The 13,360-nt window shown below is 71.8% G+C and carries 13 protein-coding genes; 9 read left to right on the top strand and 4 right to left on the bottom strand.

All coding sequences use genetic code 11. The features are described from left to right. The first annotated feature begins 142 nt into the window (after positions 1-142). Both Srubr_RS06610 and Srubr_RS06605 read left to right on the top strand, forming a co-directional pair. Positions 143-349 (top strand): hypothetical protein, encoded by a 207-nt coding sequence (locus Srubr_RS06610; protein WP_189998063.1) that lies wholly within the window; start codon positions 143-145, stop codon positions 347-349. 78 nt (positions 350-427) lie between these two features. Then, positions 428-946 carry a SixA phosphatase family protein gene (locus tag Srubr_RS06605; RefSeq protein WP_189998062.1) on the top strand — a complete coding sequence of 173 codons (519 nt, stop codon included), beginning with the start codon at positions 428-430 and terminating at the stop codon, positions 944-946. 296 nt (positions 947-1,242) lie between these two features. Here Srubr_RS06605 and serB read toward each other — a convergent pair whose 3' ends face one another. Continuing rightward, entirely contained in the window at positions 1,243-2,466 is a 1,224-nt protein-coding gene (gene serB / locus Srubr_RS06600; protein ID WP_189998061.1) for a phosphoserine phosphatase SerB, read from the bottom strand. Between the two features lie 572 nt (positions 2,467-3,038). Here serB and Srubr_RS06595 point away from each other — a divergent pair. After that, positions 3,039-5,690, top strand: a complete 2,652-nt coding sequence (locus tag Srubr_RS06595) for an FHA domain-containing protein (RefSeq protein ID WP_229926899.1) — start codon at positions 3,039-3,041, stop codon at positions 5,688-5,690. A 98-nt stretch (positions 5,691-5,788) separates the two neighbouring features. Here the strand turns inward: Srubr_RS06595 and Srubr_RS06590 are convergent, their stop codons facing one another. Continuing rightward, complete coding sequence (locus Srubr_RS06590; RefSeq protein ID WP_189998059.1) at positions 5,789-6,529, bottom strand: transglycosylase SLT domain-containing protein; 741 nt, start codon at positions 6,527-6,529, stop codon at positions 5,789-5,791. A 538-nt stretch (positions 6,530-7,067) separates the two neighbouring features. On the opposite strand from Srubr_RS06590, the gene Srubr_RS06585 reads away from it, so the two are divergent. The 3 genes from Srubr_RS06585 to Srubr_RS06575 all read left to right on the top strand — a co-directional run bounded on the left by Srubr_RS06585 (position 7,068) and on the right by Srubr_RS06575 (position 9,255). After that, positions 7,068-8,213 (top strand): GAF domain-containing sensor histidine kinase, encoded by a 1,146-nt coding sequence (locus Srubr_RS06585; RefSeq protein WP_189998058.1) that lies wholly within the window; start codon positions 7,068-7,070, stop codon positions 8,211-8,213. Beyond that, positions 8,206-8,847, top strand: coding sequence for a response regulator (locus Srubr_RS06580; protein WP_189998057.1), 642 nt, complete (start codon positions 8,206-8,208; stop codon positions 8,845-8,847). The genes Srubr_RS06585 and Srubr_RS06580 overlap by 8 nt, the downstream gene beginning before the upstream one ends. Positions 8,848-9,015: 168 nt before the next feature. After that, positions 9,016-9,255: a chaplin gene (locus Srubr_RS06575; RefSeq protein ID WP_189998056.1), complete on the top strand. Its 240-nt coding sequence runs from the start codon at positions 9,016-9,018 to the stop codon at positions 9,253-9,255. Positions 9,256-9,408: 153 nt separating this feature from the next. Here Srubr_RS06575 and Srubr_RS06570 read toward each other — a convergent pair whose 3' ends face one another. Beyond that, positions 9,409-10,197, bottom strand: coding sequence for a hypothetical protein (locus Srubr_RS06570; RefSeq protein ID WP_189998055.1), 789 nt, complete (start codon positions 10,195-10,197; stop codon positions 9,409-9,411). A 148-nt stretch (positions 10,198-10,345) separates the two neighbouring features. On the opposite strand from Srubr_RS06570, the gene Srubr_RS06565 reads away from it, so the two are divergent. The 3 genes from Srubr_RS06565 to Srubr_RS06555 all read left to right on the top strand — a co-directional run bounded on the left by Srubr_RS06565 (position 10,346) and on the right by Srubr_RS06555 (position 12,700). Beyond that, positions 10,346-11,143, top strand: a complete 798-nt coding sequence (locus tag Srubr_RS06565; RefSeq protein ID WP_189998054.1) for an ABC transporter ATP-binding protein — start codon at positions 10,346-10,348, stop codon at positions 11,141-11,143. A gap of 60 nt (positions 11,144-11,203) precedes the next feature. Next, complete coding sequence (locus tag Srubr_RS06560) at positions 11,204-11,632, top strand: NfeD family protein (protein ID WP_189998053.1); 429 nt, start codon at positions 11,204-11,206, stop codon at positions 11,630-11,632. Between the two features lie 123 nt (positions 11,633-11,755). Then, positions 11,756-12,700: an SPFH domain-containing protein gene (locus Srubr_RS06555; protein ID WP_189998052.1), complete on the top strand. Its 945-nt coding sequence runs from the start codon at positions 11,756-11,758 to the stop codon at positions 12,698-12,700. A gap of 96 nt (positions 12,701-12,796) precedes the next feature. Here the strand turns inward: Srubr_RS06555 and Srubr_RS06550 are convergent, their stop codons facing one another. Then, positions 12,797-13,303 carry an HNH endonuclease gene (locus Srubr_RS06550; RefSeq protein WP_030791048.1) on the bottom strand — a complete coding sequence of 169 codons (507 nt, stop codon included), beginning with the start codon at positions 13,301-13,303 and terminating at the stop codon, positions 12,797-12,799. Between the last annotated feature and the right edge of the window lie 57 nt (positions 13,304-13,360).

The following is a 13,360-nucleotide window of genomic DNA, read 5'->3' as shown; positions in this document are numbered from 1 at the left end:
CCCCACCCTCCCCTAGGGGGCCAGGGTCAGGGTCAACTGGGTGGGAATCCGGATGGGTTGGCGGCCCTGGATTCCGTAGCTTCGAGATGTGACCCCGCGAGGCGGTCACGGCACCCTCGAAGACCCACTCACGGAGGCGACCATGCCGGCCCGCACCCACTCCCGGCCCCACCCGGCTACCACGGGCGGCGCCGGCACCCGACTGCCCTGGTGGGCGCTCGCCCTGCCCGTCCTCGCCTTCCTCGCGCTGCTCGCGCTGATACTCAACCCGTCGGACGCCCAGGCGGCCGGCGGCGACCAGGCGCTCGCACGGTTGCTGGAACGCGTCCAGCAGCTCGTCGCGCGCTGACGGCAAGACCCCTCGCGCGGTGAACCCGCATGTCAACTCCCTGCGCCGGGTGGCCCGTTTCATGCGAAGCTGGATCTCATGAGCGTCGCAGAACCCCGCAGGATCGTCCTCTTCCGGCATGCGAAAGCCGACTGGCCCCAGGTTCCCGACCACGAGCGCCCACTCGCCGAGCGAGGCCGCATGGACGCCCCTGTCGCCGGACGCAAGCTGGCCGATACCGGCATCACCTTCGACCTGGCCCTGTGCTCCACCGCGATCCGCACTCGCGAGACCTGGAAGCTCGCCGTCCAGGAACTGCCGCACCGGCCGAAGACCGTCTACGAGGAGCGGATCTACGAGGCATCGCCGGGCGAGCTGATCGCCGTGCTGAACGAGCTGCCCGACGAGGTGCGGAACGTGATCCTCATCGGCCACAACCCGGGCGTGCACGGCCTGGCCGACATCCTGGCCGGTTCGGCCGAGGGTGACGCGCGCGCCAGGATGAACCGCCGTGGCTTCCCCGCCGCCGGCTTCGCCCTGCTCTCCTACGACGGCCACTGGAAGGGCGTCGAGCCCGGCGTGGCCACGCTCACGGACTACTGGGCCCCCTCCGAGTGACCCACCGCCGCCCCGGCACGCCGTAGACGGGAGGGCCCGGAACCCGGGCGGGGTGCCGGGTCCTCCCGCCGGCGCGACCAGGGTGGCCGCATCCCCGCGACCGACTCCACCGATGGCGATCCCACCGGTGGCCGATCCGCCGGTGGTCGCCCCTCGGTGGACGGATCGCCGACGGCCGCCCGCAGACCGGCGCGGCCCCGCACCACCCGGCTCGGTACCGCCCAGCCCGGCACCATCCGGACCGGCACTTCCCGGCCCGGCCTCGCCCGGCCTCGCCCGGCCCGGTCCCGCCCGCCTCAGCCCTCGTCGTGCGTGTCCGCCGCCTCGACCTCTTCCCGGGTGATGCCGAGGAGGTAGAGGACCGTGTCCAGGAAGGGGAAGTTCACCGCCGTGTGCGCCGCCTCCCGTACCACCGGCTTGGCGTTGAAGGCCACGCCCAGCCCCGCCGCGTTCAGCATGTCCAGGTCGTTCGCGCCGTCACCGATCGCCACCGTCTGCGACAGCGGCACCCCGGCCTCCGCGGCGAACCGGCGCAGCAGCCGCGCCTTGCCGGCCCGGTCCACGATCTCGCCGACGACCCGGCCGGTCAGCTTGCCGTCGATGATCTCCAGCGTGTTGGCCTGCGCGAAGTCCAGGCCCAGCCGCTCCTTGAGATCGTCGGTGACCTGGGTGAAGCCGCCGGAGACGACCCCCACCTGGTAGCCGAGCCGCTTCAGGGTGCGGATCAGGGTGCGCGCGCCCGGCGTCAGCCGGACCTGCCCGCGCACCTTCTCCACCACCGACGCGTCCAGCCCCTTCAGCAGCGCCACGCGCGCGTGCAGCGACTGCTCGAAGTCCAGCTCCCCGCGCATCGCCGCGGCCGTCACCTCGGCGACCTCGTCCTCGCAGCCGGCGTGCGCGGCGAACAGCTCGATGACCTCGTCCTGGATCAGGGTCGAGTCCACGTCCATGACCACCAGCCGCTGGGCGCGCCGGTGCAGGCCCGCCGAGACCACGGCGATGTCGACACCCAGTGCCGCGGCGTCGGAGGCCAGGGCGGTGCGCAGCGGCTCGGTCTCCACGCCGGAGACGGCGAACTCCACCGCCGTCACGGGGTACTTGGCGAGCCGGAAGATACGGTCGATGTTGCCGCCGGCCTTCGCGATCCGGCCGGCGATCGCGGCCGTGGACTCGGCGGTGAGCGGGTGGCCCAGCACGGTCACCAGGGAGCGCCCGAGGCCGCGCGGACGGTTGTCGCCGTGTCCGGAGATGATCTCGGCCTGCATCTTCATCGACTCGGCCCAGCTGTGCACGGTGGCCCGCAGGTCGCCCTCCAGACCGGCCGGCGGCTGGGTCACCAGGACGCACAGCACCAGCCGGCCCCGGGTGACGACCTGCTCGATGTCGACGACGTCGACGAGGTAGGCGGCGAGGGTGTCGAAGAGACCCGCCGTGATGCCCGGCTGGTCCTTGCCGAAGATCTTGACAAGGAGGGTGGGGACCTCGGAGGTCTGCGAAGCGGAGGTCTGCGAAGCGCTCATGGTGTCACCACCGTATCCGGCACCCAGTGCCTCCCGCCGCCGAGGTCCGCCTGACGGACACGGAACAATGGCCGACGCCCCGGTGTCGCAGACCTTGCGGCCGGCCGGCCGACCGGCGAGGCGGGGGACCAGGACACCGCCTCGCCCCACCCCGAGCGTGCCACGCCGGCCGGCGAACGGCGATCCGCGGCCCGTTCCCACCCGCACCGCCACGGGCCCTCCCGGCACAGGGCGCCGGCCCGGCGCGCCCGGTGGCGTGATCCCGACGGCCGTGCGGGTCTCGGTGCTCTTCGGCGAGCCCGCTCATCCCGCCCGGGCGGTCCCGCTCGGCGCGGGCTCCCGACGTATCTCCGCGACACCGGCGGCCCCGTCCGCCCCCTCGCGGCGATTGCCACCGTCCGGCCCGGTTTCACCCCCCCGTCACCAGGGCGAAGTAGACGGCGCCCGGGACCGCTTGGCAAGGCCCGGGTTTCGGTCAGGGGGCCGCGCCTGGAATAGTTCCCCACGATGTTCGACATCCCTAGACTCCCCGCCACGGGGGCAATTCGGGGGACAACTCAGTGGGGCATGGAGTGCCGGAACTCGTACTGGAATCAAACGGACGGACCTGGACGCTCGACCCGTCCAGGCCTTACACCCTCGGCCGTGATCCGCAGGGTGACATCGTCTTCGACGACGCCAGGGTCTCCTGGCGGCACGCCACGGTCAGCTTCAACGGCCACACCTGGGTCATCGAGGACCACGGCAGCACCAACGGCACGTACGTGCACGGTCAGCGCGTCCGGTACACGGAGATAGCCCCCGGCTCGTCGCTGCACCTCGGCAACGCCACCGACGGCCCGCGGGTGAACCTCTCGGCGACCGCCGTACCGGTCGGCGGCCCGGCTCAGGAGCCGCGGCCGCAACCGTACGCACAGCCGCAGGCGCAGGCGGCGGCACCGTACGCGCCCCAGAGCCCCGCCGCCCCCGACTGGTCCCAGCAGGCCATGCCCCAGCAGGCCCCCGCCCACCAGGCGCCCGCCCACCAGGCCGTGCCCCAGCAGGCCCCCGCCCACCAGCAGGCCATGCCCCAGCAGGCCATGCCCCAGCAGGGCGCGCCCCACCAGGCCCCGCACGCGGGCTGGCAGCAGGCCGGGCCCGCCGGGCAGTACGCGCAGCAGACGCCCGGTGGTGACGCGGGGGCGCCGCCGGTCTACGGCGACCGCAGCCCGACCACGTTCCACCAGTTCGCGCTCGGCCGCGTGATGCGCATCGGCCGTGCCCTGGAGAACGACCTGGTCGTCTCCGACCTCCAGGTCTCCCGGCACCACGCCGAGTTCCACGCCACGCCCGACGGCCGCTTCGAGATCCGCGACCTCGGCTCGCACAACGGCACCTATGTCAACGGCCAGCCGATCCCCAAGGGCGGCTCCGTACAGCTGGGCCCGGCCGACATCGTCGGCGTCGGCCACTCCACCTTCCGGATCGTCGGCGACCGGCTGGAGGAGTTCGTCGACACCGGTGAGGTCTCCTTCTCGGCCCGCCACCTGACCGTCACGGTCGACGGCGGCAAGCAGATCCTCAAGGACGTGTCCTTCGGCGTCCCCGAGAAGTCGCTGATCGCCGTGATCGGCCCGTCCGGCTCCGGCAAGTCCACCCTGCTCAAGGCGCTCACCGGCTACCGGCCCGCCAACCAGGGCGAGGTGCTGTACGACAACCGGAACCTGTACAAGCAGTTCGCCGAGCTGCGCCAGCGCATCGGCCTGGTGCCGCAGGACGACATCCTGCACCGCGAGCTGACCGTGAAGAAGGCCCTGAAGTACGCGGCCAAGCTGCGCTTCCCCGCCGACACCACGGCGCGGGAGCGCGACGCCCGCATCGACGAGGTGCTGCGCGAGCTGAAGCTCGACATCCACAAGGACAAGAAGGTCACCTCGCTCTCCGGCGGCCAGCGCAAGCGCGTCTCGGTCGCCCTGGAGCTGCTCACCAAGCCGTCGCTGATCTTCCTGGACGAGCCCACCTCCGGCCTCGACCCGGGCATGGACCGGGACGTCATGCAGCTGCTGCGCGGCCTCGCCGACGACGGCCGCACGGTCCTCGTCGTCACCCACTCGGTGGCCGAGCTGGCGCTGTGCGACAAGCTCCTGGTGATGGCCCCGGGCGGCGCGGTCGCCTACTTCGGCCCGCCCGAGGAGGCGCTGAACTTCTTCGGTTACGACAGCTGGGCCGATGTCTTCTCCGCCTTCGAGAACTACCGCGACTACGACTGGGCGGGCCGCTGGAAGGGCTCGCAGCACTACCAGATGTACGCGGCGGAGATCGACGCCGTGGCCCCGCAGACCGGCCCCGTACCCGTACCGCAGGCGCTGCGGCCGCCCAAGCCGCAGAGCTGGGGCTCGCAGCTGATGACCCTGGTCCGGCGCTATGTCGCGGTCATCGCCTCCGACAAGGGCTTCCTGGCGCTGACGGTGCTGCTGCCGGCGGTCATCGGCGCGGTCAGCCTGCTGATCCAGCCCGACCGCGGGCTGCTGCCCAACCCGGTCAACCCCAAGACCCACCTGCCCGCCCCGAACGGCACCGCCACCACCGTCCTGCTGATCCTCGCCGTCGGCGCGTGCTTCGCGGGCGCCGCCAACTCGGTCCGGGAGCTGATCAAGGAGCGGGTGATCTACGAGCGGGAGCGCGCGACCGGCCTGTCCCGCTCGGCGTACCTGATGTCCAAGGTGGTCGTGCTCGGCGCCGTCACCATGTTCCAGGGCCTGCTGGTCGGCCTCATCGGCTTCACCAGCCGCGAGATCCCCGGCGAGGGGCTGGTGCTCGGCGGCTCCACGCTGGTCGAGCTGTGCCTGCCGATCATGGCGCTGGGCTTCACCTCGATGATGGTCGGCCTGGTCATCTCCTCGCTGGTGAAGACCGCCGAGAAGACCATGCCGCTGCTGGTGATGTTCGCGATCGTCCAGGTCGTCTTCACCGGCTGCCTGTTCACCCTGCACGGCACGCTCGGCGTGAACGAGTTCTCGTACCTGATGCCGTCCCGCTGGGCGGTGGCCGCGGCAGGCACCACGCTGGACTTCAACGCCATCGCCCCGAACACCGACGACCCGGGCAGCACCGACCCGCTGTGGGACCACGCCGCCTCGGCCTGGGGCCTGGACATGCTCGTCCTGCTCGCGCTCGGCGCGGTCTGCGGCTTCTTCGTCTCCCGCTTCCTGCGCCGTCACGAGCCGGAGGTCATGCGCAAGTAACCGCGCCCGTACACGCCCGCGCTAACGCCGAAGGGCGGCACCCCGTGATCCGGGGTGCCGCCCTTCGGCGTTACGTGGCTGAGGTCCCGCGCCAGGCCTCAGTACGCGCTGTTGACGTTGTCGATCGAGCCGTACCGGTCGGCCGCGTAGTTGGCGGCGGCGGTGATGTTGGCGACCGGGTCGTAGATGTTCCAGGACGTGCCGGGGACGTGGTAGGCGCTGAAGGTCGGCGGGATGACCTGGAGCAGGCCCTTCGACGGGATGCCGTTGACGGCGTTGATGTCCCAGTTGTTGATGGCGAGGGGGTTGCCGGAGGACTCCCGCATGATGTTGCGGTGCAGGCCGCTGTAGCTGCCCGGGATGCCCTTGGCCTTCATGATGGACAGGGCCTGCCGGATCCAGCCGTCGAGGTTGTTGGCGTACGTCTTGGCGGCGACCGGCTGGATGTCCAGACGCTGGGTGGAGCGGGTGGCGGCCTGGACGGCGGAGTGCTGCCGCACGGCCTTGCGGGCGGCGGCCTGCTTCTGCTCGGCGGCCTTGGCAGCCTTGGCGGCGGCAGCGGCGTCGGCGGCCTTCTTGCGCGCCGCGAGAGTGTCCAGCTTGACGTTGTCGGCGGCCTCCCGGCCGGTGACGGTGCCCTGGACGTTTTTCAGCACGAGGCCGGAGGAGACCTGCGCGGCCGCGGCCGGGGCACCCGTGGTGACGGTGCCGTCGTGACCGACGGTGGCCGAGAGGGCGACGGCGGCGGTGCCGAACGCGGCGACACCCGCGACGGCGGCGATCCTGCGCTGCTTGGTCAGCGGACGACTATGGGCACGGCTGAGCATGTTCTTGGGCATGGCTGATGGACCTCTTCGATAGCGCGGAGGTCGCTCCTGCGTCCGCCGGGGGAATCGGCTCCTCCCGCACGAACGCCGCGGTGGGAACCCGCGGCGCTGAGCGACGAGGCAATTCTTAGCGGCCGCAAAATGCCCAGGCAAAGGCGTGACATACGATCCCGGGTAGTGGATCAGGGAAGGGCAAAATAGGACAGACGGGACCGTCGATCCCGTTCATGCGGACGGGTGCATCTCCTATGTGCCTTCGTACGTGATGTAGACCCTATGCGCGGGCTCACATGGAATACCGGTCCTCCTCACAGCGAGTTGCCATCGCAACGCCCACCGTGAGGCTCCTCCTCCCCAGGTATGAGACGGCCGCCGCCGGCCTCGTCCCCGAGGCAGAGCCCGGCCCCTCGCGCGCGCGTACGTCACGTATGTACGTACGGCGTCCACCACCTGCGCCCCCGGCTCCGCCGACCGCCCTAGGACCAGGGGACCAGGCCCCGCCGTCACCGGCCCGATCCGGGGTGTCGGACCCCGCCGGTACCGTGAGGACATGAGTCAAGGCCCCCGGTCCGGCCTCGCCGCGGTCAGCTCCGCGCTGCTGGCCATGAGCAGGCATCTGGAGGTGCGCGACGTGCTCAAGACGATCGTCGCCTCCGCCCGCGAACTGCTCGACGCGCAGTACGCCGCCCTCGGCGTCCCCGACGACCACGGCGGCTTCGCCCAGTTCGTCGTCGACGGCGTCAGCGAGGAGCAGTGGCGTGCCATCGGCCCGCTCCCGCGCCAGCACGGCATCCTCGCCGCGATGCTGCACGAGGCGAAGGCCGAGCGCCTCGCCGACGTGCGCAAGGACCCCCGCTTCGAGGGCTGGCCGGACGCCCACCCCGACCTGGCCGACTTCCTGGGCCTGCCGATCAGGGACGGCGAGGAGGTCATCGGGGCGCTCTTCCTCGCGAACAAGCGCTGCCCCAAGCCGGAGGGAAGCTGCGGCTTCACCCAGGACGACGAGGAACTGCTCTCCATCCTCGCCCAGCACGCCGCCATCGCCCTCACCAACGCCCGGCTCTACGAGCGCAGCCGCGAACTGACCATCGCCGAGGAGCGCTCCCGCCTCGCCCACGAACTGCACGACGCGGTCAGCCAGAAGCTGTTCTCGCTGCGCCTGACGGCCCAGGCCGCGGCGGCGCTCGTCGACCGCGACCCCGCCCGCGCCAAGGGCGAACTGCACCAGGTGGCCTCGCTCGCCGCCGAGGCCGCCGACGAACTGCGCGCCGCTGTCGTGGAGTTGCGGCCCGCCGCGCTGGAGGAGGACGGCCTCGTCGCCACCCTGCGCACCCAGATACAGGTCCTCGACCGCGCCCACACCGCCCGCGTCACCTTCACCGGCGCCGGCCTGCGCGCCCTGCCCGCGGCCCAGGAGGAGGCCATGCTCCGGGTCGCCCAGGAGGCTTTGCACAACGCCCTGCGGCACTCCGGCGCGGCACACGTGGACGTCAGCGTGCAGCGGCGCGGCTGCGGCGCCGTCCTGCGCGTCACCGACGACGGCGGCGGCTTCGACCCCACGGCGGTCCGCCGCGCCGGCCGCCACCTCGGCCTGGTCTCCATGCGGGACCGGGCCGGCGGGGTCGGCGGCTCGCTGACCGTGGAATCGGCGCCCGGCAAGGGCACCACGATCGAGATGGAGGTCCCCGGTGGGTGAACCGATCAAGGTGCTGCTGGTCGACGACCACCAGGTCGTCCGCCGGGGCCTGCGCACCTTCCTTGAGGTGCAGGACGACATAGAGGTCGTCGGCGAGGCCGCCGACGGCGCCGAGGGAGTCGCCCGCGCCGAGGAACTGCGGCCCGACGTCGTCCTCCTGGACGTCAAGATGCCGGGTATGGACGGCATCGACGCGCTGCGCAGACTGCGCGAACTCGGCAACCCCGCGCGCGTGCTGATCGTCACGAGCTTCACCGAGCAGCGCACGGTCGTCCCGGCCCTGCGCGCGGGCGCCGCCGGCTACGTCTACAAGGACGTGGACCCCGACGCCCTCGCCGGTGCCATCCGCTCCGTGCACGCCGGGCACGTCCTGCTCCAGCCCGAGGTCGCCGACGCCCTGCTCGCCCGGGAGGAGGCGGGCGGCGGACAGGGCAGGGGAGGCTCGCTCACCGAGCGGGAGCGCGAGGTGCTCGGCCTGATCGCGGACGGCCGCTCCAACCGGGAGATAGCCCGCGCCCTCGTCCTGTCCGAGAAGACCGTCAAGACGCACGTCTCGAACATCCTGATGAAGCTCGACCTGGCCGACCGCACCCAGGCCGCGCTGTGGGCCGTACGCCACGGCGTGGCCGGCTGACCCGCCCCGGCCGGGCCCGCGCCACGGCAACACGGAGCGTCACGGACCGGACTGAGATTCATACCGTCGTGGGAATGTCACCCGGACGGCGCATCCTCCGGTGATCCTCGCCGTTCTCCAGTGCGTGCCGCGGTGATCGCCGCGGTGGACACCCAGGAGGGGTAGACAGTGAAGAACCTGAAGAAGGCAGCGGCCGTGACGATGGTGGCGGGTGGCCTGGTGGCCGCCGGCGCGGGGATCGCCTCCGCCGACAGCGGCGCCGCCGGCCGGGCCGCCGGGTCCCCGGGTGCCGTCTCGGGCAACGTCGTCCAGGTGCCGGTGCACGTCCCGGTGAACGCGGTCGGCAACAGCGTGAACGTCATCGGCGTACTGAACCCGGCCTTCGGTAACCTCGGCGTCAACAGCTGACCCGCACCCGGACAGCACCCCAGGTCTCCCGGCCCCACCGGGAGGCCTCGCCGTTCCCGTACCCGAACCCCGAGCCATACACGGCGCCCCCCTGCCTGCCGGCCCCTCACGAGCCGCCGGCACCGACGCCCGTAACCGAGCCCCCGCAGCCGGTCACCGCCCCCCGCGCTCCCGCTCCTCCACATACGCGTTGTACGCCGCCACCTGGGCCCGCCGGGCCGTACGTTCCACCGGCCTCAGCGCCTCGGACCGCGCCCGCATCTCGGCGGAGCTGACCGCGCCCCCGTGCCCGTTGCCGTACGCCAGGGACACCAGCAGCCCCACCCGCTGCGCCAGCTCCAGCACCCGCACCGCACGCGGCGGATACCCCGGCGCCAGCACTTCCCGGCCCCGCTCGGCCCGCGCCCGGTACGCGTCGATCGCCGCCTCCGCCACCGGCCCCGACCCGGCGACGTCCAGCTTCGACAGCACCTCGGTCGCCTCCCGCAGCGCCTCCGCCAGCTCGCGCTCGGCCTCACCGAGCGACGGCACGTCGGCCGGCGGCGCCTCGCGCACCGGCAGCACCCGCCAGACCACCTCGGCGTGCACATCGCCCTCGGGCCCGGCCTCGTACACCTCCGGCACCAGCCCGAACGCGGCGCCGTGACAGACCACCGCCTCCCCGGCCTCCAGCGCCCGCGTGTTGAACTCCGGCGGGCCGCTCAGCCCCAGCGGATGCCCCGGCGCCGGCAGCGCCACCCGCAGCCCGGTCACCCCCAGCGCGCGCAGCCGCCCCAGCGCGAGCGTCAGCCCGACCGGCGCCGGCTCACCGGGCAGCCCGTCCACCCGGTGCACCGTGTCCTCGCCCACGATGGCGAGGGCGGCGTCGTCCGGAGGGACAAGTCCGGCCAAAAGGGCATTGCCCCAAGCTGCGAGGCGTCCTGAACGCGGTTCCGAGAGCATGCCCCCACCCTAAGGACCGGACCGATGGAATGGAGCGGGGCACTCGTGGCGTAGATTTCATAAGGGCTGCGCCCACCGGCGCGAGACCCCGTCACAGGCGTACGCGACAGCCGAGACCGGCCACACTGCAAGGGGAGACAACGCGCTCATGAGCGATGTTCTGGAGCTTGAGGACGTATCCGTGGTCCGCGAGGGCCGGGCTCTGGTGGACCAGGTCTCCTGGTCGGTGAAGGAGGGCGAGCGCTGGGTCATCCTCGGCCCCAACGGCGCGGGCAAGACCACCCTCCTGAACGTCGCCTCCAGCTACCTCTACCCCAGCAAGGGCACCGCCACCATCCTCGGCGAGACCCTCGGCAAGCCCGGCACCGACGTCTTCGAGCTGCGCCCCCGCATCGGCATGGCCGGCATGGCCATGGCCGACAAGCTCCCCAAGCGCCAGACCGTCCTGCAGACCGTCCTCACCGCCGCCTACGGCATGACCGCCGGCTGGCAGGAGCAGTACGAGGACGTCGACGAGCAGCGCGCCCGCGCCTTCCTCGACCGCCTCGGCATGAGCGACTACCTGGACCGGAAGTTCGGCACCCTCTCCGAGGGCGAGCGCAAGCGCACCCTGATCGCCCGCGCCCTGATGACCGACCCCGAGCTGCTCCTGCTGGACGAGCCCGCCGCCGGTCTCGACCTCGGCGGGCGCGAGGACCTGGTGCGCCGCCTCGGCCGGCTCGCCCGCGACCCCATCGCCCCCTCGATGATCATGGTCACGCACCACGTCGAGGAGATCGCCCCCGGCTTCACCCACGTCCTCATGATCCGCCAGGGCAAGGTCCTCGCCGCCGGCCCCGTCGAGCTGGAACTGACCTCCCGCAACCTCTCCCTGTGCTTCGGCCTCCCGCTCGTCGTGGAGCAGGTCGGCGACCGCTGGACCGCCCAGGGTCTGCCTCTGTCCTGACCCCGCCGCTCCCCCCTGCGCGCCCTGTCCGCCGCCCGACCGCGGCCCTACCATGACCATGTGAACATCGACGCATGGGTGTGGTGGCTCGTCGGCGCGGCGGCGCTCGGAATCCCGCTCGTGGTCACCGCCATGCCCGAGTTCGGCATGCTCGCGGTGGGAGCCGTCGCGGCGGCGGTCGTCTCGGCCCTCGGCTTCGACGCCGTCATCCAGGTCCTGGCGTTCGTCGTCGTCTCCGTCGCCCTCATCGCCGTCGTCCGGCCCATCGCCGCCCGGCACAGCAGACAGCGACCACAACTCGCCACCGGCGTCGAGGCGTTGAAGGGCAGACAAGCCGTCGTCCTGGAACGGGTCGACGCGTCCGGCGGCCGGATCAAGCTCGCCGGAGAGGTCTGGTCGGCCCGCGCCCTCGACACCGGCCGGACCTACGAGGCGGGTCAGGAGGTGGACGTCGTGGACATCGAAGGGGCCACCGCGATCGTCCTGTGAGGACAACTCACCGGGAACGGCTCACGAGTTGCGCGACGGTCTGACAGACTCGACCAGCAAGATCCTCAACAGACATGAGATCTGCCGAAGGCGCCGAGGCGGAGAAGGGTACGGGGAGCGACGATGGAACCGGTCATCATCGTCCTGATCATCCTGGTGGTGTTGGTCTTCATCGCCCTGATCAAGACGATCCAAGTCATCCCACAGGCCAGCGCCGCCATCGTCGAGCGCTTCGGCCGCTACACACGGACGCTGAACGCGGGCCTCAACATCGTCGTCCCGTTCATCGACACCATCCGCAACCGCATCGACCTGCGGGAACAGGTCGTCCCGTTCCCGCCGCAGCCGGTGATCACCCAGGACAACCTGGTCGTGAACATCGACACGGTCATCTACTACCAGGTCACCGACGCCCGGGCCGCCACCTACGAGGTCGCCAGCTACATCCAGGCGATCGAGCAGCTCACCGTCACCACCCTGCGCAACATCATCGGCGGCATGGACCTCGAACGGACCCTGACCTCCCGCGAGGAGATCAACGCCGCCCTGCGCGGCGTCCTGGACGAGGCCACCGGCAAGTGGGGCATCCGCGTCAACCGCGTGGAGCTGAAGGCCATCGAACCGCCCACCTCCATCCAGGACTCGATGGAGAAGCAGATGCGCGCCGACCGGGACAAGCGCGCCGCGATCCTCCAGGCCGAAGGTGTCCGGCAGTCGGAGATCCTGCGCGCCGAGGGCGAGAAGCAGTCCCAGATCCTGCGCGCCGAGGGTGAGGCCAAGGCCGCGGCCCTGCGCGCCGAGGGCGAGGCCCAGGCCGTCCGCACGGTCTTCGAGGCCATCCACGCCGGCGACCCGGACCAGAAGCTGCTCTCCTACCAGTACCTCCAGATGCTCCCCAAGATCGCCGAGGGCGACGCCAACAAGCTCTGGATCGTCCCCAGCGAAATCGGCGACGCCCTCAAGGGCCTCTCCGGGGCCGTCGGCAACTTCGGGTCCCTCGGCGGCGGTTCGGGCAACAACGGCAGCAACGGCGGTACGGAACGCCGGGAGAAGCCTCCGATCGACTGAGCCGCGTCCACCCCGCGCCCCGCGAGGGGCGCGGGAACCCGCGCGAGCACGCCACGACGACGGGCGGCCACACTCCCGGAAGAACCCGGCAGACGCCTAGGCCGCGTCCCTGGCGAGCCACTCGGGAAGCGCGGCGATCTCTTCCTGCCCCAGCGAGAGCAGCATCGCGTCGGCCGGCGTGGGTTCGAACGGCTGCCGCAGCAGCGTCATCCCGGCCTCCTCCGGAGTCCGGTTCGCCTTGCGGTGATTGTCCTCCGCACACGCGGCCACCGTGTTCAGCCACGTGTCCTGCCCGCCTTGCGCTCGCGGCACCACATGGTCCACGGTCGTGGCCCGGCGCCCGCAGTACGCGCACCGGTGCCGGTCCCGCACCAGCACCCCCCGCCGCGACCACGGGGCTCGTCTTCGGAACGGCACCCGCACGTACCGGCACAGCCGGATCACCCGGGGCACCGGGATGTCGACATCCGCACCGCGCATCCGCAGTTCGGGGTGGGCCTGTTCGACCACGGCCTTGTCCTGGAGCACCAGGACCACGGCTCGGTTCAGGGACACCGTCGACAGCGGCTCGAAACTCGCGTTCAGGACCAACGTGTCACGCATCCAGCCCACCTCCCGTATGCGCCTGCCCACCCCCGGCGGGCTTGGATCAACTCTGGA

The sequence above is a fragment of the Streptomyces rubradiris genome (genome assembly GCF_016860525.1).
Taxonomy (GTDB): domain Bacteria; phylum Actinomycetota; class Actinomycetes; order Streptomycetales; family Streptomycetaceae; genus Streptomyces; species Streptomyces rubradiris.
This window is presented reverse-complemented; position numbering and strand designations above follow the sequence as displayed.

What these genes read in the sequence shown, in the direction of transcription:
- Srubr_RS06610 (WP_189998063.1), top strand. Translation starts at nt 143, where the DNA reads ATGCCGGCCCGCACCCACTCCCGGCCCCACCCGGCTACCACGGGCGGC.
- Srubr_RS06605 (WP_189998062.1), top strand. Translation starts at nt 428, where the DNA reads ATGAGCGTCGCAGAACCCCGCAGGATCGTCCTCTTCCGGCATGCGAAA.
- serB (WP_189998061.1), bottom strand. Translation starts at nt 2,466, where the DNA reads ATGAGCGCTTCGCAGACCTCCGCTTCGCAGACCTCCGAGGTCCCCACC.
- Srubr_RS06590 (WP_189998059.1), bottom strand. Translation starts at nt 6,529, where the DNA reads ATGCCCAAGAACATGCTCAGCCGTGCCCATAGTCGTCCGCTGACCAAG.
- Srubr_RS06585 (WP_189998058.1), top strand. Translation starts at nt 7,068, where the DNA reads ATGAGTCAAGGCCCCCGGTCCGGCCTCGCCGCGGTCAGCTCCGCGCTG.
- Srubr_RS06570 (WP_189998055.1), bottom strand. Translation starts at nt 10,197, where the DNA reads ATGCTCTCGGAACCGCGTTCAGGACGCCTCGCAGCTTGGGGCAATGCC.
- Srubr_RS06565 (WP_189998054.1), top strand. Translation starts at nt 10,346, where the DNA reads ATGAGCGATGTTCTGGAGCTTGAGGACGTATCCGTGGTCCGCGAGGGC.
- Srubr_RS06555 (WP_189998052.1), top strand. Translation starts at nt 11,756, where the DNA reads ATGGAACCGGTCATCATCGTCCTGATCATCCTGGTGGTGTTGGTCTTC.
- Srubr_RS06550 (WP_030791048.1), bottom strand. Translation starts at nt 13,303, where the DNA reads ATGCGTGACACGTTGGTCCTGAACGCGAGTTTCGAGCCGCTGTCGACG.